We start from the raw sequence: 17,228 nt of genomic DNA on the forward strand, positions 1-17,228 counted from the left end.
GGTTCCCTCCCGCGCAGGTCACCGCAAGGACTTTCGAACTCGGCTTGCGAAGCCTGCCAGGCCGGAGAACCAGCGGAAATCCGTCCGCGGCGCGTGTCCCGAAGACGGGAACGAGACCCGCTGCAAGCATTCCCGCGATAAGCCTTTTGTTGTCTGCGCAGAAGCACCGCTGATCCGCGACGGCGGGGGAGGGCAGCGCCTCCCGAGATGCCGCGCTCGAAATCGTGGATTGGTTCTCTTTCGCGCCCGACCTGACTGTTGATAGTTACGGGTGCCAGACTGGAGGTCGCTAGGCATCACCGCGTTAAGCCGCAGTGCGCTAGAGCCCAGAGAACGCGACGTGGAAATGCCCGTTCCCCTTCTCGTCTCAAGACGGAACCATCGAAATTGTTATCCGTTTAGCTGCTCACGAAAAGCAAGCGGGGCAACGTGGATCAAGACGACGCTTCACCAATATCATCTGGCGTGGATGGCCTCGACTATGTCCTGCGAGGCGGATACGCGAAATTCCGTTCGCATCTTGTAGAGGGCAGGCCTGGTTCAGGTAAGACCACCCTTGGTCTCCAGTTTCTGATCCAGGGCGCGTCGGAAGGCGAGAAATGCCTTTATATAACGCTGTCCGAAAGCAAGCGTGAGCTGCATTCGGTCGCGAAGCGGCATGGTTTTTCTCTTGACGGTATTGAAATCCTCGAACTGGTCCCGCCAGAGCTGAGCCTCGATCCGTCGCAGCTACAGACTCTGGTTCATTCGTCCGATCTGGAACTGGGTGAGACGGTGCAGGCCGCACTTGCCGAGATCGAGCGCATGAAGCCGGATCGGGTGGTGTTCGATTCCCTGTCGGAAATTCGTCTCTTGTCACAGGGCTCGTTACGCTATCGGCGGCAGGTCCTGGCTTTGAAAAGCTTTTTCCTGCTCAACAACGCAACGGTGCTTCTGCTCGACGATCTCACCGCTGAACATGACGATCTAAACCTCCATTCGATCAGTCATGGGGTCATCCGGATGGAACAGCTGTCGCCGATCTACGGCGGAGAGCGAAGGCGGCTACGCATCATCAAAATGCGCGGCGTGCAAATTCGCGGCGGCTTTCATGACTTCGTCATTAGACCGGGCGGCGTGATGGTCTTCCCCCGCTTGGTTGCCTCCGAACACGAGATGGCCGAGCATGGGGCACCGGCAACCGGTAATGGTTCGGTCGACACGCTCGTGGGTGGCGGGCTGGATCGCGGCACCAGCACACTCCTGATGGGACCCTCTGGCGTGGGCAAGTCGACGATCGCGTGCAGCTATTGCCATGCGGCTCTCAAGCGCGGCGAACATGTGCTGGTGCTTCTGTTCGATGAAACCAAGCGCATCTTCCTGGCGCGCGCTTCAGGCCTTGGGATGGATCTGGCACCGTTCACCGCCAATGGCAGCTTGATCTTGGAGCAGATCGATCCGGCCGAATTGTCGCCTGGCGAATTATCATCGCGCATCCAGTCGGCTGTGGAGCGCTCAAATGCGAGGATAGTCGTTATCGACAGCCTTACCGGCTATCTCAATGCCATGTCGGAGGAGCAGCATCTTGTGCTGCAGATGCATGAGATCCTGACCTATCTCAATCAAAAGGGCGTTGTGACGATCCTTCTGCTGGCCAATCATGGGCTGATAGGGCAAATGTCCGCCCCTGTCGACATGACCTATCTCTGCGACTCCGTAATGCTCCTGCGCTTCTTCGAAAGCGGCGGGCGTCTGAGACGGGCTATTTCCGTGGTCAAGAAACGGGTCGGGCCGCACGAGGACACCATTCGCGAATTCAAGATAAGCGCGGCCGGCCTGGCCGTCGGCGAACCTTTGGAGGAGTTCCGGGGGATTCTGACTGGCGTCCCCACCTATGAGGGAAAGCAAGGCAACCTGCTACAAGACAAGGCTCTTTGATGCCCTCAGACCGGAGTGTGCTGGTTCTTGCGCCTGTCGGGCGCGACGCGAAGGTTGCGTCCTCCATCCTCTCGGAGAACGGGATCAAGTCACAGATCTGTCTCACGCTCGACGAAGCAGTTCCGCTATTGGACAAAGTCCACTGCCTTTTGGTTGCTGAAGAAGCGTTGATCAGTTCTGACCGAAATGAGTTCGCATCCTGGCTCAAGCATCAACCAACGTGGTCGGATTTTCCGATCGTGTTGCTCACAATGCGTGGAACGGAGATGGACAAACGACTGGCCTTTCTGGATCGCTATCTGATCGTTCTCGAAAGGCCCTTCCTGGCGTCGAGCCTTGCAAATTCGGTGCGCTCGGCCTTGCGTGCCCGCGCCCGCCAGCTTGAAGTCAAATCCTACATTGAACAGAAGCAAGAGGTCGCGGATCGGCAGAAACTGTTGATCAGGGAGTTGCATCATCGCGTCAAGAACACGCTGGCAAATGTCCGCGCGATGATGGGGGCCACGGCCAAGTCGAGTGGAAGCGTGGACGATTTTGTGCGCGATTTCTCCGCCAGGATCGTCTCTCTCGCCGATACGCACTCGATGCTCACCGATGACTATTGGCAAATGGCTTCCTTGCACAAGCTGCTGGAGTCGGAACTGCGCCACTACGACACGAGCGACAAATCGCGTGTTATGCTCGACGGACCAGACGTAGCACTGGTCGCCGATATCGCTATCCCGATCGGGATGGCCTTTCACGAACTTGCGTCCAACTCCTCGAAATATGGCGCGTTGTCCCGCTCACAGGGCCGACTCGAAGTTAGATGGTCGGTGAACAATTTGAACGACGAGCGAATCCTCAATCTGGATTGGCTTGAAAAAGGCGGGCCGGAGGTCGAGAAGCCAAGAAGGCGCGGTTTCGGCACGACGCTACTGGAGAGGGTCGTTGCTGTGCAGTGCCAAGCCAAGGTTGAGTTGAACTATCATCCTGAAGGCCTGCAGTTTACAATGGCCTTGCCGCTGCGAGACACAAGGTTGGTCCCGGCCTATTGACCTCTCCAAAGGTCTGTGGCTTCGGCGGTGGCCTATCCGCCCTATCGCTGATACTGGTGGGCGTTCCTTACAGGATAGGCGCAAAGATGCCCTTGGATCCAGGCAAGCCCGAGGCGGTCGAGCAGTTACTCGACACCCCCGAACTCGCGACCGCGCTGGAGAGCGAACAATTCAAGAAATTCCTGGACCAGATACCGATCGCGATTGCCGTTTCAGACCTGATCAAAACGGAACGCGTCGTCTATGCCAATCCGGAATTCGAAAAGCTTTCTGGCCTGACGGCCGCCAGCCTGGCACGACGAAACTGGGCCGCGCTGTCCGGTATCGGGATTCGTGAACAGCAGGGCAAGGCACTGGCCGAGAGCGTTGTCCAAGAAGCGGATTTCGTTGGCACTTTCCGCCTGGAGCGCGGTGTCGGCGCCCCGGCAATCGTTGACGCCTATTCAAACTTGATAGTGGACGACCACGGCAAGACGTGTTTCCGGCTGGTTGCCTTGGTGGACGTATCCGTACACGGGGAAGAGGCGCCCTCGGTCGAAGAGCGTGTTCGCGAAAAGGATACGTTGCTGCGGGAACTGCAGCATCGGGTAAAGAACAATCTCCAGATGATCACCGCACTTATCCGGCTGGAAACCCGCAATGCGGCGGAACCCGATCAGAAACGGTTCGAGAGGTTGGCCGGGCGCGTCGACGCTCTTGCGATACTCTACCAGGCGCTGTCGAACGACGAGCAGAAAGATGAGGTTGATCTCGGTGTCTATCTCAGCCAGATAGCATCTGCGGTAATGGCTTCGCACGCGGTCGAGGGCATCCGGCTTGACATGAAGGTGGACACCTATCCCGTGTCGATCAACGTTGCCATGCCTACTGGTCTGGTTGTGAACGAACTGCTGACCAATGCGCTCAAGCATGGGTTCAGGGGACGAGAGGGCGGCACGATCACACTCCACAGCATCGTCGATGGCGACGGATGCCGCATCACGATCGCCGATGACGGGGTTGGATTGCCGGAGGGCGAGACATGGCCGAAACCCGGCAAGCTCGGGGCGCTGATCGCGCGCTCCTTGACCGAGAACGCCAAAGCGCAATTCGAAGTCAAATCCAGCGCCATCGAAGGGACCAAAGTCACCATCGTTTTCAAACGGTCCGCGGCGGCGAGCTGACGTTATTTTAAGGGTCGTTTGAATGGCTTGGCCGGTCCAAAAAGATGCCGACAGGAAACGGTCAGTTCGCTGGTGGCTTGCTCGTCCAAGCCAATGGTCGCGCTGACGGCGACGTGCGTACCCCGGTTCTCGTTCTTGTGCGTGACAGCCCGTTGGCAGTCCGACAGGAGATCGGCACCGACAATCTATCTGGCAGGCTGCGAGAAAAGCGACCCGCTTTATGCCGTGGATGTCGCCCATGTTAAGGCCGCCCGCGCCAAAGCACGAGTCGGCAAGCACGGCTACAAGTCCAGCACCAATCGGACCTTCTGCGCCAGAGCTTGCAATGTGGCGGGCTTCTGAAGAAGTTGCACGTTTGGATCGACAATGCCGTTGCTGACGATTGCATCCCTCGCATAGCCAGACGTAAAGAGTACCTTGAGATCCGGTCTCATCTCAGCCGCGGCGTCCGCCAGTTCCCGGCCATTCATGCCGGGCATGACGACGTCGGTAAGCAGCAGCGAAATATCCCGCCGGCCCTGGAGGATGTACAACGCTTCTGCTCCGTCTGCCGCGCAGATCACCGAATAGTTCAACTCCTCGAGCATCTGCAGCCGTTTCCCATCTGGCCCTAAGCCCTCTGTGGCCATTCCGCAGCGCCATCCCGGAGCATTTCGAGATGCGCTAAATACCGCGCGAGACTGGTGCCGACGTCGTCTTGCCTAATGGCGATCGTGTCGGACATCTGTTGTCAGTGGTTTATGTCGTCGGCAAATACGAAAGACGAATAGAACCTCGCTGGACGATGAAGCATCGAACAAATCGTCTTGGGGAGACTTTGGATTGCGGGGCGTTTGCGCCAGACCCGATCGACCAACATCCCATCCGGTTCGCGCCCTATCGAAAAGCTGAGCATCGCGACAGTGCCGGCTATGATCTCCCTTTTCGTATCCCTGCGGAACGCTAAGCAGTTTCGAACGCTTTAGTCTTCGAAACGGAAATTTTATGATGCCCGAGACACCAAAGACATTTGATCCGAAAGCCGAGTTTGTACGTAAAGTCGCGCGCGAGACTGGTATTTCCGAGATACAGGTGAGTGAATTGATTTTAATGGTCGGCTACGATCATTCCTCGCTGGTGCGCGAAGCCCGAATACTCAAGCAAGGCCAGCAATAAAGCCCATCTGCTCCCTGATCTAATCGGTCCGCCATGCGCGCGCAGATCGACAGCGCGCGCCTGCCTGGGCGTAGGCTGTTGGTCGGAGCCGCCGAATTTGCGAGGATTCGACAAACGGTTTGGAACATTAGGCAGTTCTAAATGTTCAGCTCTGCGTGGACATAGACCTAGGCCAGGACAGCTTGGTCTGCTTCTCAGTTGGGAGACGATTCAATGAACAGCATAATCTACATCGTAGGACTTGTCGTGGTTGTCCTTGCAGTTCTGAGCTTCTTCGGCCTCAGAAGGTAATCGGCCTCGGCCGTATGTGCTCAGGCAGCCCCAAGACATCAGGAGCCCGGGGAGCGAGGCGGGTCGGGCCATCCATAGTTCGCCTGCGTGCAAAACACCCGATGCTGCTGTTCTTTAGTTTCATTTCTGTCTCCCGGCCATGGAGGCCGAGGACTAAAATGGCCTTAGTGCGGATATGGCCAGGAGAATGACGACCAACGCGACCACGATTGCGATTCCGCACGCAACAACCGTGATCGTCGCGCGCCGCCGTCTTTTGTGAAAAGGGCTTTCCGCCATAGACGACCAAACATGCTTTTAGGCTAAAAGTTCCAAAGCTAATTTAGCGCTTACTTACGATCGTTCGCGTTGCAAGTGAAATCGAATTGACGACAGATCTATGTCGAGCTCACCTTGCGGGAATGTCCAACTGGCGCCCCCTTACCGATAAACAACTCCCGCAATCAGAACTCGATGGCAGCCTCGAAGCGCCGGCGTCCGCATATGGCCTGTTAGCTTCCTATTGAGGTCGGCAAGCCAACGGAACTGGCAGGCCGCGGCAGCGAAGGGACAAACTGGGTATTCCTACGTTGCCGATTCCCCATCTAACTACGCAGTCGGCGCCTCAAACGGTAGAACAACGGGGAGCTTTGCAGGTCACGCGCGGCATGCGTCATGAACAGGATCATGAACAAAATGAGGAAGGCGAAAGCAATTCCGGCGACTACAGGCATTGGACTGTCTCTTATAGAGGCTTTGTGCAGTGGTTCTTAAAAACCAGATGATTGTCTCAGTCAGGCCAAATTATATGACTCGGTTATGCGGACACGACCGACTGGCTGCTTGCGGCGTTGCCACGATGATCACGTTTGAGAAATTCACTGTGTCGATCGGCGGCCGGCCTCATCCTAGACGGTTGCGGCGGATCCGGATTGGTCGAGAGCCCTTGAGGAGCCGGCAACCACTGCAGAGCCTCTTCGATCGCCCGCAGCATCGCCAGATTCGGGCCTCCCGGCTCTTCCTCGGACGTTGTCGTCTCGTCGAATTGACATGGACATCTCCTTTTACAAAGCAATGCCCGTGCGCGAATTGGGTTCCCTAGAGCCAACGAGTGGAAGGTTGCCCCCGATTGTCCGCTGCCTTGATCACGTCAAGGTACATATGCGTGCATGGGTGCCCGCAATCAGCCCTTATAGCGGCAGAGGCATGCACCAGAGGTTGAGGCCGCGACACACCGGCTGTCCTACCGAGCTTTCCTTCTGCTGCTTGACCTCGACGAAATCGACAGTCTAGTCGCTCGCCGTGGCTCGTTTCGCGCAACCGGTTCAATTTTTTCAGTTTTGCCGACCGCGACCGCGGCGACGGTTCCGGCGGCGCGCTCAAGGCTTATGTCGAGCGCCATCTTGGCATGGCTGGCATCGAGAGGCCGGGGAAATCGGAGATCCCGTCAAGCACGGAAATCAGGCGAGACGCATTGCGAATTTTGCGGCCACTGGACCGACGTCGTTCCGTGTTACTTCATTTCGCTCTGGTCGGGATGGTGTTGATTGAGCAGAGTCGACAAGGCCGTGATGATTTGAGGCAGGAAAAAGGGCTTGGTGATCATGACGCTCTCAGGAACGCCTTCGGCGCCCCAGTCAATGGCGCTATCGCCACTCATGTAGATCACGGGTATCGTTGGGTTGGCTCGGCGCAGATGCCGGGCAACTTCCCAGCCGGACTTGCCCGCCCCAAGGCGAACGTCTGTGACGACGCCTTTGAACTTGCCCGGATCCGCGTCGAAGGCCGCCAAAGCCTGGGCCGCGTCGCAAGCCGTCACGACTTCGAAACCTGCCTCTTCCAAGCCCGACTCGACGTCAAGCAAGATCAGCTGCTCATCCTCGACGACCAGGACCGCGCCGATGCCCATTCGGATTCCCCCTCGGAAGTGCCGCACCGTCTCGACAGTCTCACACTACGGCTTCGACCTCGATTTGGTTCCATATAGCTAGTCAACAGAATGTGAGGCTAATCTTGAGTCTTGCGTCCGAATAAGTTCGGCGGCCAGCCACGCGGAACTGATATGGATCCGATAGCCGCTCACAAGCAGCTCCGCCCTGATACTCACAGCATGCCTCCCGGGGCGGCGATTAACACCCAAGCTCTCGCTACAGTACCGAGTTAGCTTGATAGTACGCAGTTAGGCTGTCGGCGAAGCGCTGTTGAACTCTGGGCCGAAGGTGGACGTCAGGACACAGCATCGATACACGGTCTCGGACGTGTCTCCGCGCGAGCAGGTCCGCCAGTCGCGATTATTCTTCCCGGGCCCAATCCGAGGCAAGCATAGCCTTGAACGCCTTAACCCGACCCCGCCCGGGCCACGCGAAAACTGGTAACATTGCCAATTCCTGTGCGGAAGGTGCCTAAAAAGTGAGGGTCTCCAGCCCTGATCGACGGTGTTTGCGTTGTCGGGCACTTAAATCATGAGCAAGTGACCTGGCGTAAGCTTGATATTGTGCAGTGCAGCAACGATGTTCCTCCAGGTGCATAGTGCTCGGGCTTCCGCCATCCCGGCGGTCTAGGATCTCGATTTGCGGAACATCTCAGATACGATCGCTCGCCTTTCTGCCATGCGAGGCCGGACGGCATTTTCCCAACAAGGCCAACCTGACCGTCTGTCGCATCTGGTCGCGTTCGGAGCCAATCCAGGCGACTTGCAGGCGCGCTTCCACGTTCCTGAGAACTTGCCGGTTGGGGCAGCACTGGTCGTCGTCCTCCACGGCTGCACGCAGACGGCGGCGGCCTATGATCACGGGTCTGGGTGGTCGCGCCTCGCAGAAGAGGAAGGGTTTGCGGTGTTGATGCCGCAACAGCAGCGCGCCAACAATGCCAATCTTTGTTTCAACTGGTTCGTGCCCGAAGATGTTACCCGCGATCGCGGTGAGGCGCTCTCCATCAGCCAGATGATCGAAGCGATGGTGAGCAAGCATGGCTTGGACCGCCGGCGTGTTTTCATCACCGGCCTTTCTGCCGGCGGTGCCATGGCGGCGGCGATGCTGGCAACATATCCGGAAATGTTCGGTGGCGGCGCGGTCATTGCCGGCCTTGCCTATGGCAGCGCATTGACCATCCCGGAAGCCTTCGATCGCATGCGTGGGCATGGTGGCCCAACGCCGGTCGAACTCCAGAGACGTCTGGCTCAGGCGTCTCCACATAAGGGACCGTGGCCGACGATTTCGATCTGGCACGGCACGGCCGACCACACGGTGGCGCCGTCCAACGCCGACTCCCTTGTCGCTCAATGGCAGAGCGTTCACCGCACTGGGACTATCCCGACTCTTGAAGATGCGGTTGATGGACAAGCGAGGCAGGTCTGGTTCGATGCCGACGGCAATCCGGCAATCGAGAAATACACCATTGCCGGCATGGGCCATGGCACTCCCTTGAAGACGACCGGTGAGGGCGCCTTGGGCCATGCCGCGCCGTTCATGCTAGAGGTCGGAATATCCTCGACGAGGCGTATCGCGGCCCTCTGGGGTCTATCAAATAGGGGTGCCAAAAATCGGGAGACGTCGCAGCACGCCCCTGGCCATCCCGTTTCAGACACCGTTTTGGTCCCATATTCTACCCCGCTAATGTCAAGGCCAGTGCACGTCGACCGGCTGCGCCAGACGCAGACACATGAAGCCCCCACAGGCGTTGCAAGGGTGATTGAAGATGCTCTCCGCGCCGCCGGCTTGATGCGTTAGCCAATCACGCACGCCTGGCGAAATTCGCGCTTGTTGCAGATACGAATTTCTGGGCTGCTGCGCCAAAATCGTAAGCCATTGCACGATTGCGCGTCGGCGTTCGGCAACCAGCTATCGTTGGAAGTTCGGTATGACGCAATCAGCTTGCCGGTTCTTACAGGTCGACTTTTGCGTTTTCGCCAACATCAGGCTTGGCGCCAGTGATAGCGGCGAACGCCATTTTCGCCGTGGCGACAATCAAACCCGGGCTATCCCAAAGTTCGCCTTCATCCGGTCTTACGGTAATGAGACGGATCTCGGGGTCGTTGGCATCGTGCCACCAGGCCGCGTCGGTTTTCTCCCACAGCGCGGTGATTTTTGCTCTGTCATTTGTGAGCGCAGCCGAGCCTGAAATGGTGACGTATTTGTAGTGTCTGCTGTCACTCCAAGCCAACGTCACCTTTGGATATTTCGACAATTGCTTGTTCTTCGCACTGTCGTCATTGACGAGAAAATAGATCGCGCTCTCGTCACGGCGCACGCGCGCGGAGAGTGGCCTCGCGCGATTGTATTCGCCGTCCCAGGTAACGAACATGCAGATGTCGATTTTCTCGGCAAGTTCCCAAACGCGATCCGTCGCCTCGGCAGGTGTTAGATCTGCTTTCTGCTCTCTACGCTTGTTCACAGCACGTCCTCCAAAATGAATATCCACTTAAAACTCGGGCGCCTCGGATTTGCCGCATAACCTTCAGTCGGATCGGTTGCCAGGCGGATTTCCAATATCCTCACTTCGCACGAAATAGTCGCTGGCCACGGCCAGAATTGCCAGCAACGTGGCTCCGTATCCTGCGAAGCCAAAAGCCTCCGCGGCGGCGAGTTTGGCGCCGCGCGTGTGTTCACTGATAAACTTGGCCGCCGCACCCCGAACTTCGTCGCCGGCGCCGCCGAATAGGGCGCGTTCTTTGGCAGTCGTCCGAAAAGCCCGTCCAATTACACGCCCGAACGAAAGCGCCACGGCCGAGCCGGCAAGTACCTTTACCCGATCGAGTTCTGTCACCGTCCGGTGCGCGGCCGAAACGGAATGGCTGGGACCCGCATCGGCATGCCCTGGTCGAGCAAATGTTTCGGCGCCATCGTCGCCGCGGATGACACTTCTTCTTCCGGCATCGAAAACAGCAAAGGCCCCCAGGGCCACGGCGCCCGCAGTGCCGCCATTTTCCTTGACAGCATCCGAGATGAGACCGAGTGCCCCGGCGACCTTCTGTCTGGCGCAGTCTTTAGAAACTTGCACCAGATGTCTGGGTTGCAGCCTGCGGCTCAACTCGCTTACCGGCCCAAACAGAGCCTGCCTTCCAGCTCGACTTTGGGCCAGGATGTCCCGGATTTCATTGCTGGGTTGAGCCATAGCGAATCCCCTGCTTTAAGGCTACGAGGTCGGTCCGCACCTGGTTGACGGTCTCAACAGGCGTAATGGTCCATCCGATCAGCGCGCGCTTGGCCAGATAAAGGGACAGCATTCCTGCGCCGATCAAAACGGCGCCGACGATCAGACAGGCGAACATCCCGTCAACCCCGAAATGGATCATCGCAAGAATGAGGAATTGAATCAGCGCGAACGCCGCCAGAACAAAAAACAGCGCGGCTGCTGTGCCACATGCAACGGATGACACGATCGTCGTTGTCTTGGCCCGCATTTCCGCCTTGAGCAGACGTAGATCGAGGCGCATCAACGAAGCGAGTTGACCTATCGCATCGTTGAGCACGCTCCCGAAGGGCCGGTGATGCGTACCATCATCCATCCGAATGGGCCTTCTTCAGGATCGGTCTGAGCTTCGTAGCAGCCGCGTCAGGACCACGCCGGCGAGGATTCCAACGCTAAAAAAGGTGGCTGGCTGGCGTTGCGCGAACTTGGTGACGGAATCGAGCAATTCGCCCACATTGCGGTCTCTGATATCGCTTGAGACGCGCTCGACGCCTTCGGCTGCACTGCGCACCATGCCCGCAATCTGAGGCGACTGCTTTTCGATGCCATCGGCCGCGCCCTTCACGGAATGGGCAATGTTGGCGATGGCATCTGCACCTGCGGTCTTGTTGGCCTCGACAGCGTCCTTGAAGGCATCGGCGGCGCCCGAGGCGACGGAGCCGGCGTAGTCCTTGGCGTCGCTCGACATCGAGGCGGCGGCAGTTTTCAGATGCGAAGCGGTTTCCGCCGCACTCGTCTTCAAATTGCCGATCGCTTCCTTGCTGGCCGAGCCACGTTCAGTGGACGGATTGCCCTGCCATGCGTTCTCTTTGGCGAGTCCTGATCCCGAAAGATCGTCTGTGTTTAAGGTGTTCACGGTGAGTCGCTCCTGTTGGGTCAAGAGCTGAACTTCGCCCGCATCAAGCGGTTCCTGGTGCAAGCGAAAATCGTTTCATATGCTGTTGGCTTGGGGCGATGGATCGAAACTCCGAATGGCGCATTTAAGCTTCGGCTAATAGTGGCCTCTGGAGACACTAGATGAAGAAGACATTGCTGATTTTGGGTCTGCTTATCCCGCTCGCGGCATGCTCCCGCACCGAACAGGGCGCCGCCGTCGGCGGCTTGGGAGGAGCAGCAATTGGCGCCGCGGTGGCCGGAAATCCTGTTCAGGGAGCGGTTGTCGGCGGTGCGGTTGGAGCACTAGCCGGGGCGGTCATCGGGCACGCCAGCGAAACCGGCCAGTGCAGATATCGTGATCGCAATGGCCGCGTTTACGTTGCACGGTGTCCGGACGGTTACTGATCTCGAGGCGCGTGGTCAGGTTCGACCACGCGCCTTTCAATGTGGACGAAAGGCAATGGCGTATAAACACCTGGTGAAGTTCTGGTATGGCGGTGTCTGCGCGCCGTGAATTGCTCGGCAGTGTCTGACTATGCAGGCCACTCAGGAGCCAGCTAATTGCAAATGGAAAATCCCGCGTAATCTATAGTTAGCCGTACGACACGTAGTGGCTTCACGCTCACCCTTGGGAAGCGCCTCGGCAACCACACATATTTTATCCGCGATGCTAGACGCAACGGCCTAACGCGCACCCGGTTTTTGGCGGCCGCAGGACTTCAGTCGGGTGGCTTCTCGGACCTTAGCCTCACGGCGGAACGCATAGGGTCGGATGCCGTTACTCGAGCGTCATAAATGGAAACTGGAGAGGCAAATCATGGCGGACGGACCAACTGTTGTAAATTCGGGAGGCGGCGGTACTGCGATTGCCATTGTGATCGCGATCATCGCAATCGTCGTCTTGTTGATCTTCACCGGCGTAATCAACATCCGGGGCGGCGGTGGGCCGGACATCAACGTAAAGGTTGAAGCGCCCAAGGTTGATGCTCCGGCGAAGCCAGCATCACCTGCACCAGCGGCGCCAGCTCCGGCACCTCCCGCCAATGGCGGCTAAAGATCTGGACGAACGGGATACAGGAAATCTCCGGTGTCCCGATAGCGTCGAAATCACCGAAAATATGGGGGAGTGGTTTGTGCGGGTGGTGCGCGATGGCAAAGTGGAGATTACGGTTTTTCAGGTGGAGGCCTATGCAGAATCATTCGCTGCGGGACAACGCGCCGGACTAAATTCGGTGAGGAAGCCGCCAGCCCCGAGCATTAAGGCATAGACTCGCAAAAAGCCCGTGGGCCGCAGCCTGCGGGCTTTTTTGCGACGGCCTCTTGCTATGGTTCCCTTCTAGGTCGACAACCAAGCCCTATCCCTTGAGCATCCCAAGCATGCACAAACGCGACTGCCGCCAAGGCCTCTTTTCGGTGGCGGGCGTTTTGTGAGTAAAACGGGATCCAGGCTTGCGATCGGGGTCGTCGAGAATTCCTGGGCCTCTTCTGGCCAAGGCCGCATTTGCGGGCGGCTTTGACGTTCTTCCCAGTGCAGACCGCACCACAAAGGGGAGCGGCCAATTTATTCGCTGCTCGTTTGAGCGGTGCCCCGATCGCAGGATACTGCATCGTTGCCCGCTTCTCACCAAGGGACAGTGGACCTTTCGTTGAAGCAGCTTGACGATTGAAGGGATCGCAGCGATTTTTGCCGCGCCGCGGAAACGGGAGCAACCATGGCGTCGTACGTCAAACAACGACTGTCGGAAATTCGGGCCAGTCCCGCTCTTCGCCGCGCCCCGCCCGGGCACGCCAGTTTCCGAAGCCAGGCAGCGTCTGCCGCTCGCTGGCTCGCCAGCTTGGGCAACAGCAAGCGCCTCTTGACTGTTGTATGTTTGATGGACGGCGAAAGAGCGGTGGGGGACCTCGCGTTGGAAATGGGTCTGAGCAATTCCGCCATGTGCCAGCATCTAAGCATTCTGCTCGAACAAGGAATCGTCGAATGCCGAGCCGAGGGCGTTTGGCGGTATTATTCCTGCAAGTCGGAAGAGGCCAAGGCTATCATCCGGTTGCTGGATGATTTAGCCCGAAGTGACAAGCTCCCCGAAATGTCGCCTGGCACTGGACAGTGACCGTGAAGCCTTCCGCGCACTGTTCCCTTCAGACATCGTTCCACACCAGCCTGAAGTCCCGTTGTGAGGCTTTTGTGCCCCGTTGGCACGCTGCCTACGCAGGGCAAAGGGGCAGCCTTAAGATGGCCCAGGGGATATTTGAATGAAGAAGACTTACATTAAGCCGGTGCTGACGCGACGCGAAAAGCTCTCGGCTATCACTGCCGGCTGCACACCATCGACCTGTCCCTGATGACCGCTGCTTGAGTTAATAAGCTCGCTGCCCATCCAGGCACCCGCTTTCATGTTGGAACCGATTACCCTCAGCGGAATTCTTAAAATGCTCGGGCGTCCCCTCGACCGAGCGGACAAACAAGGGCCCGTCACTGTTTTCGCGGTGGCGGGCTTTTTATTCCAGATGAACCGTTGGCGCTTGCGACACCGCTAGCGGACAATTCCGGCGATCCGAACTGCGAGTGCATCGAGCCCGCCGCTGTAAATACTCGTCAAGACCTGTTCTGCAACTTCAGCTCTCTGCGCAGTGCATCCGATCAGGTCTCCGGCGCCCAGTCTTGCCGGCTTGTTGCCGACGCAGTCCCATACGCCCCATGATCCGTCAGCCTCGATATGGCAATAAAATCTATGCTGGTGATTTTCCATATAGCCCAACCGTTCAACCTGGGTTTTGGGTCCACGCTATCCATGACAGTGGTTAATGGACCAGCGGCTGTCGCTTCCAAGAAGCCGGAACTGACCAGGCCTGAGAAGCTGTCGAGCGATGTGGCTCAGGTGGCGTGTCCACCGCCGATCGACACTGAGCCCACGTAATCGCTGTGGGCCTGAATCGAGGCCCGCCGGCTCCGGCTGACGGGCTTTTCTCGTTTCTGTGGCATGTTTCCGAACTCGAAATCGTTGCTGTGGGCAAGCGGCTAATGTCGATGCGTGTCGTGCCAGACTACCCTCGCGAGTCCCGTTGATGCATTTTATGTCCGCTGCGGGAGGGTAGAAATTTTCCTCGCCGGCGTTGCGCTGCCACGCTGATTGAATCGCAACGTGCGTCAAACCGTTTTGTTTATGGGCAACAGCGGTTATGGGAACTATTTTAGGGCGTGCTGATTGAAACGCTGTTGTCGTGCCTCATTTTGCGCGTTTGAGATTTGTCGAGCCATTGCTACCGACGCTGGTGAGAAAGTCTCCCGAAGGCGAAGACCGGACATAAGAAAGGTGTTCGACAGCTGCCTCTCTCGCTGTTGGATTTTCCGGGAGAACGTTATGAGAAGCGCTGATGATCCCCCTGTAGAACGACGTGCTTATCCTCGCAGGGCCGTCTTAAAGGACGGAATTATCGTCGCTGACAACGTGAACATTGCCTGCTCTATCAGGAACCAGCACCTGCACGGAGCAGAGTTACGAGTTGATCCGGGCGTCATTATTCCTGACAGGTTCGTTCTCCATGTCCCGGCGGATGACATCTCATATCGTGCAGTGGTTCGGTGGCGAAGAAATGAGCGCCTCGGGGTGCAAATCTATTGAATGACCGGAATAACGCCGGTTGTGACCAAGCAGCCCGGGGGAGCGCCGGTCGGAGATCGATTTACTTGTCGTCCGGAACGCGAGGCGTGTAGGCGCTCACAGTTAAGTCGAATTGCATGGCGGGTCGCGCATTGCGCCCGAGCCTATCGAACTGATGGTCTTCGGGGCTACGCCTGTTCGAAGCTTCGCCGTTTAGACACGAATGCCGAGCAGATCTTCGTACCGCACCGCCGCGCACTCTGGTGAACGACTATTTGGCGCTTTTTTGGGGAGTCGCGACGGGCGGCTGGTCACGACGTTCTCGTTGCATCGAAGGCCCACTTTCCTATCGCGCCACCGCCGTAACAGACCAAGTGGATATGGTTCTCGTCAACCAGGTTCAAGTCACACTGCGTGGCTGGCGGACTTCCTCCATGTTCAACGGAGGTGTGGCCCTTTCGCCCACTATAGGTCCCGTAAGCCGCGCCATCCACGTAGATCGTTCCGGATTTCATGGAATACGTTGACTCGCCGTCGGACCAGGTTCCGTCAAAGCCATGTGCCGCCGACGAGCCATGTTCGTCCTGTCCGTTGCCTGCGTCGCCTTCGCAAACCTCACATTGCCGCACTGACAGGCTGACGGTCTTGCTCTTGTCGAAGACTGTGACGGCTTCCAGAGATACCCCTCCTCGGAACACGGAAATGTAAGGCGTATTGTCGATATCGAAAGTAACTTTAGCGCATTCGGCCGTGTCGGCCCTCACAGTTGCCATCGACTGCTTCTTGTTGAACGACAGGGATGCGGTGCAGCTGCCGATGACTTTTGTGCAGTCGCAGTCGGGTGTCTGGGAATATGCTTGCTCCGCGCGGACGACACCAACTGCTACGGCAATGCCCACGGCGATCCAAATTGTGCGTAGTGACATGATCTCTCCCAAACGCACCTGAAGGATCAAACAGCGCCGAACGTCGGTAAAGAGCGACAGGATGTCGCGATGTCACGACTCGTGCCCCCGCACAAAGAATGCCCATGAGTGCTGGTCCATCCTGATGACCGCAGGACGGCACTCCAACATGTAATGCGGCGTGGGGACCGCTTACCGCAATTGAACCATCAATGTTTGAGGGAGGCCGCACCACCCGAGATGCGTCGGTTATATTCTGCAGCCGCTTCTGCGGTCTCAAAGGCAACCGCTGTAATTCTGCCTTTTACAAAAGCCACCGCCAAGAATGGAAATCCAGTGACCGGCGGCGGATAGACCGCGTAGGTTGGCGTTTTCATCCGGTCACACCTCTGCTGTCTCGGCCAACTCAACCCGGCAACCGCCTCATGGTTCCAGACAGAAATGAGCACGAGCGTTTTACGCCCATCGCTTCAATGCCGGGACGGGACAGGCAGGGCTGAGCCACGTCGCAAACAACGTGGCGCCACAAGAGCCGTCCAGTGCGTGAAAGCCAATCCCCTCGGATCGCCGGCCGTGACGTCGCAGGGATCGCGCCTCCGGAACGGGATTGGCAAAAGTCAGCCTGCTATCCGACCGCTTTCGGTTGTGCCAATCAGCCAAACATCCGAAGGCGCGGCAGTTCTGAGCCGCCGGTCATCCTGGCAGCCAGGCGGCCCCAACGCGTCCAGAAATTTCGACCTCAACCGATCGCTCCTTCGATCTCGTCGCGATCGGGTTCAAACCAGCTCATCGTGCTGCCGTCTGCGTGCGTCACCCTGATCCATTCGCCGATATCGGGCTCGTCGCCGAACGGGATCGTTACTAGCCCCCACGTCTTCGCGGCCGCGACAACGTCATCGGCCTGAACCTCCGCGCGCTCTACGGCTTTGCCGTCGCGTATCAACTCGACGGTAAAAATCATCTGGCGGCCTTCCTCCGGCCGCAATCATATTCCCAATCCAAGAGAAAGGAAAATCCACGGTTGTCTCGGTGAACGAGTTGCCTCGTGCGTGTGGGCAACCGAAAGAGCGGAGCGGCGCCGCGACAAGCGGAGCCCTCATATATACTGTCTTGCTG

18 protein-coding genes are annotated in these 17,228 nt (G+C 57.9%); 9 read left to right on the plus strand and 9 right to left on the minus strand.

Annotated features, from left to right (window positions below):
- The first annotated feature begins 429 nt into the window (after positions 1–429).
- The 3 genes from MesoLj_RS13760 to MesoLj_RS13770 all read left to right on the plus strand — a co-directional run bounded on the left by MesoLj_RS13760 (position 430) and on the right by MesoLj_RS13770 (position 4,117).
- Positions 430–1,917: an ATPase domain-containing protein gene (locus MesoLj_RS13760; RefSeq protein WP_202326329.1), complete on the plus strand. Its 1,488-nt coding sequence runs from the start codon at positions 430–432 to the stop codon at positions 1,915–1,917.
- The gene (locus MesoLj_RS13765) at positions 1,914–2,954 is read left to right on the plus strand and encodes a sensor histidine kinase (protein WP_202326330.1); all 1,041 of its coding nucleotides are present in this window, start codon (positions 1,914–1,916) and stop codon (positions 2,952–2,954) included. Before MesoLj_RS13760 ends, MesoLj_RS13765 begins: the two co-directional genes overlap by 4 nt.
- Positions 2,955–3,040: 86 nt before the next feature.
- A complete protein-coding gene (locus tag MesoLj_RS13770) occupies positions 3,041–4,117 on the plus strand; it encodes a sensor histidine kinase (protein ID WP_202326331.1) in 1,077 nt (358 codons plus the stop codon).
- Positions 4,118–4,398: 281 nt separating this feature from the next.
- Here MesoLj_RS13770 and MesoLj_RS13775 read toward each other — a convergent pair whose 3' ends face one another.
- Positions 4,399–4,704 carry a response regulator gene (locus tag MesoLj_RS13775; protein WP_244735383.1) on the minus strand — a complete coding sequence of 102 codons (306 nt, stop codon included), beginning with the start codon at positions 4,702–4,704 and terminating at the stop codon, positions 4,399–4,401.
- A gap of 400 nt (positions 4,705–5,104) precedes the next feature.
- On the opposite strand from MesoLj_RS13775, the gene MesoLj_RS13780 reads away from it, so the two are divergent.
- The gene (locus MesoLj_RS13780; RefSeq protein WP_181180035.1) at positions 5,105–5,272 is read left to right on the plus strand and encodes a hypothetical protein; all 168 of its coding nucleotides are present in this window, start codon (positions 5,105–5,107) and stop codon (positions 5,270–5,272) included.
- Between the two features lie 1,783 nt (positions 5,273–7,055).
- Here the strand turns inward: MesoLj_RS13780 and MesoLj_RS13785 are convergent.
- Entirely contained in the window at positions 7,056–7,451 is a 396-nt protein-coding gene (locus tag MesoLj_RS13785) for a response regulator (protein WP_140774490.1), read from the minus strand.
- 661 nt (positions 7,452–8,112) lie between these two features.
- Here MesoLj_RS13785 and MesoLj_RS13790 point away from each other — a divergent pair.
- Positions 8,113–9,270, plus strand: a complete 1,158-nt coding sequence (locus MesoLj_RS13790; RefSeq protein WP_202326333.1) for an extracellular catalytic domain type 1 short-chain-length polyhydroxyalkanoate depolymerase — start codon at positions 8,113–8,115, stop codon at positions 9,268–9,270.
- 154 nt (positions 9,271–9,424) lie between these two features.
- Here the strand turns inward: MesoLj_RS13790 and MesoLj_RS13795 are convergent, their stop codons facing one another.
- From MesoLj_RS13795 to MesoLj_RS13810, 4 genes are read right to left on the minus strand one after another with little or no spacing between them, the layout of a single operon-like run.
- Positions 9,425–9,961, minus strand: a complete 537-nt coding sequence (locus tag MesoLj_RS13795; protein ID WP_244735384.1) for a pyridoxamine 5'-phosphate oxidase family protein — start codon at positions 9,959–9,961, stop codon at positions 9,425–9,427.
- 36 nt (positions 9,962–9,997) lie between these two features.
- Entirely contained in the window at positions 9,998–10,654 is a 657-nt protein-coding gene (locus MesoLj_RS13800) for a hypothetical protein (RefSeq protein WP_202326334.1), read from the minus strand.
- Positions 10,635–11,048 (minus strand): phage holin family protein, encoded by a 414-nt coding sequence (locus tag MesoLj_RS13805; RefSeq protein ID WP_202326335.1) that lies wholly within the window; start codon positions 11,046–11,048, stop codon positions 10,635–10,637. Before MesoLj_RS13805 ends, MesoLj_RS13800 begins: the two co-directional genes overlap by 20 nt.
- A 15-nt stretch (positions 11,049–11,063) precedes the next feature.
- Positions 11,064–11,651 carry a hypothetical protein gene (locus MesoLj_RS13810; RefSeq protein ID WP_244735385.1) on the minus strand — a complete coding sequence of 196 codons (588 nt, stop codon included), beginning with the start codon at positions 11,649–11,651 and terminating at the stop codon, positions 11,064–11,066.
- Between the two features lie 98 nt (positions 11,652–11,749).
- Between MesoLj_RS13810 and MesoLj_RS13815 the strand changes: the two genes are divergently transcribed.
- The 4 genes from MesoLj_RS13815 to MesoLj_RS36740 all read left to right on the plus strand — a co-directional run bounded on the left by MesoLj_RS13815 (position 11,750) and on the right by MesoLj_RS36740 (position 15,228).
- Positions 11,750–12,013 carry a YMGG-like glycine zipper-containing protein gene (locus MesoLj_RS13815; protein WP_140774486.1) on the plus strand — a complete coding sequence of 88 codons (264 nt, stop codon included), beginning with the start codon at positions 11,750–11,752 and terminating at the stop codon, positions 12,011–12,013.
- Positions 12,014–12,425: 412 nt separating this feature from the next.
- Positions 12,426–12,662: a hypothetical protein gene (locus tag MesoLj_RS13820; protein WP_140774485.1), complete on the plus strand. Its 237-nt coding sequence runs from the start codon at positions 12,426–12,428 to the stop codon at positions 12,660–12,662.
- A gap of 658 nt (positions 12,663–13,320) precedes the next feature.
- Complete coding sequence (locus tag MesoLj_RS13825; RefSeq protein ID WP_140774483.1) at positions 13,321–13,716, plus strand: ArsR/SmtB family transcription factor; 396 nt, start codon at positions 13,321–13,323, stop codon at positions 13,714–13,716.
- Positions 13,717–14,967: 1,251 nt separating this feature from the next.
- Entirely contained in the window at positions 14,968–15,228 is a 261-nt protein-coding gene (locus MesoLj_RS36740; RefSeq protein ID WP_342215830.1) for a PilZ domain-containing protein, read from the plus strand.
- Positions 15,229–15,518: 290 nt separating this feature from the next.
- Here the strand turns inward: MesoLj_RS36740 and MesoLj_RS13830 are convergent, their stop codons facing one another.
- From MesoLj_RS13830 to MesoLj_RS13840, 3 genes are all read right to left on the minus strand, one after another.
- Positions 15,519–16,133 carry a hypothetical protein gene (locus MesoLj_RS13830; protein ID WP_140774481.1) on the minus strand — a complete coding sequence of 205 codons (615 nt, stop codon included), beginning with the start codon at positions 16,131–16,133 and terminating at the stop codon, positions 15,519–15,521.
- 188 nt (positions 16,134–16,321) lie between these two features.
- The gene (locus tag MesoLj_RS13835; protein WP_202326336.1) at positions 16,322–16,489 is read right to left on the minus strand and encodes a hypothetical protein; all 168 of its coding nucleotides are present in this window, start codon (positions 16,487–16,489) and stop codon (positions 16,322–16,324) included.
- 362 nt (positions 16,490–16,851) lie between these two features.
- Complete coding sequence (locus MesoLj_RS13840) at positions 16,852–17,073, minus strand: hypothetical protein (RefSeq protein ID WP_140774480.1); 222 nt, start codon at positions 17,071–17,073, stop codon at positions 16,852–16,854.
- Between the last annotated feature and the right edge of the window lie 155 nt (positions 17,074–17,228).

Source organism: Mesorhizobium sp. 113-3-9, assembly GCF_016756515.1.
GTDB lineage: Bacteria > Pseudomonadota > Alphaproteobacteria > Rhizobiales > Rhizobiaceae > Mesorhizobium.

What these genes read in the sequence shown, in the direction of transcription:
- MesoLj_RS13770 (WP_202326331.1), top strand. Translation starts at nt 3,041, where the DNA reads ATGCCCTTGGATCCAGGCAAGCCCGAGGCGGTCGAGCAGTTACTCGAC.
- MesoLj_RS13775 (WP_244735383.1), bottom strand. Translation starts at nt 4,704, where the DNA reads ATGCTCGAGGAGTTGAACTATTCGGTGATCTGCGCGGCAGACGGAGCA.
- MesoLj_RS13780 (WP_181180035.1), top strand. Translation starts at nt 5,105, where the DNA reads ATGCCCGAGACACCAAAGACATTTGATCCGAAAGCCGAGTTTGTACGT.
- MesoLj_RS13785 (WP_140774490.1), bottom strand. Translation starts at nt 7,451, where the DNA reads ATGGGCATCGGCGCGGTCCTGGTCGTCGAGGATGAGCAGCTGATCTTG.
- MesoLj_RS13800 (WP_202326334.1), bottom strand. Translation starts at nt 10,654, where the DNA reads ATGGCTCAACCCAGCAATGAAATCCGGGACATCCTGGCCCAAAGTCGA.
- MesoLj_RS13805 (WP_202326335.1), bottom strand. Translation starts at nt 11,048, where the DNA reads ATGGATGATGGTACGCATCACCGGCCCTTCGGGAGCGTGCTCAACGAT.
- MesoLj_RS13815 (WP_140774486.1), top strand. Translation starts at nt 11,750, where the DNA reads ATGAAGAAGACATTGCTGATTTTGGGTCTGCTTATCCCGCTCGCGGCA.
- MesoLj_RS13820 (WP_140774485.1), top strand. Translation starts at nt 12,426, where the DNA reads ATGGCGGACGGACCAACTGTTGTAAATTCGGGAGGCGGCGGTACTGCG.
- MesoLj_RS13825 (WP_140774483.1), top strand. Translation starts at nt 13,321, where the DNA reads ATGGCGTCGTACGTCAAACAACGACTGTCGGAAATTCGGGCCAGTCCC.
- MesoLj_RS36740 (WP_342215830.1), top strand. Translation starts at nt 14,968, where the DNA reads ATGAGAAGCGCTGATGATCCCCCTGTAGAACGACGTGCTTATCCTCGC.
- MesoLj_RS13830 (WP_140774481.1), bottom strand. Translation starts at nt 16,133, where the DNA reads ATGTCACTACGCACAATTTGGATCGCCGTGGGCATTGCCGTAGCAGTT.
- MesoLj_RS13835 (WP_202326336.1), bottom strand. Translation starts at nt 16,489, where the DNA reads ATGAAAACGCCAACCTACGCGGTCTATCCGCCGCCGGTCACTGGATTT.
- MesoLj_RS13840 (WP_140774480.1), bottom strand. Translation starts at nt 17,073, where the DNA reads ATGATTTTTACCGTCGAGTTGATACGCGACGGCAAAGCCGTAGAGCGC.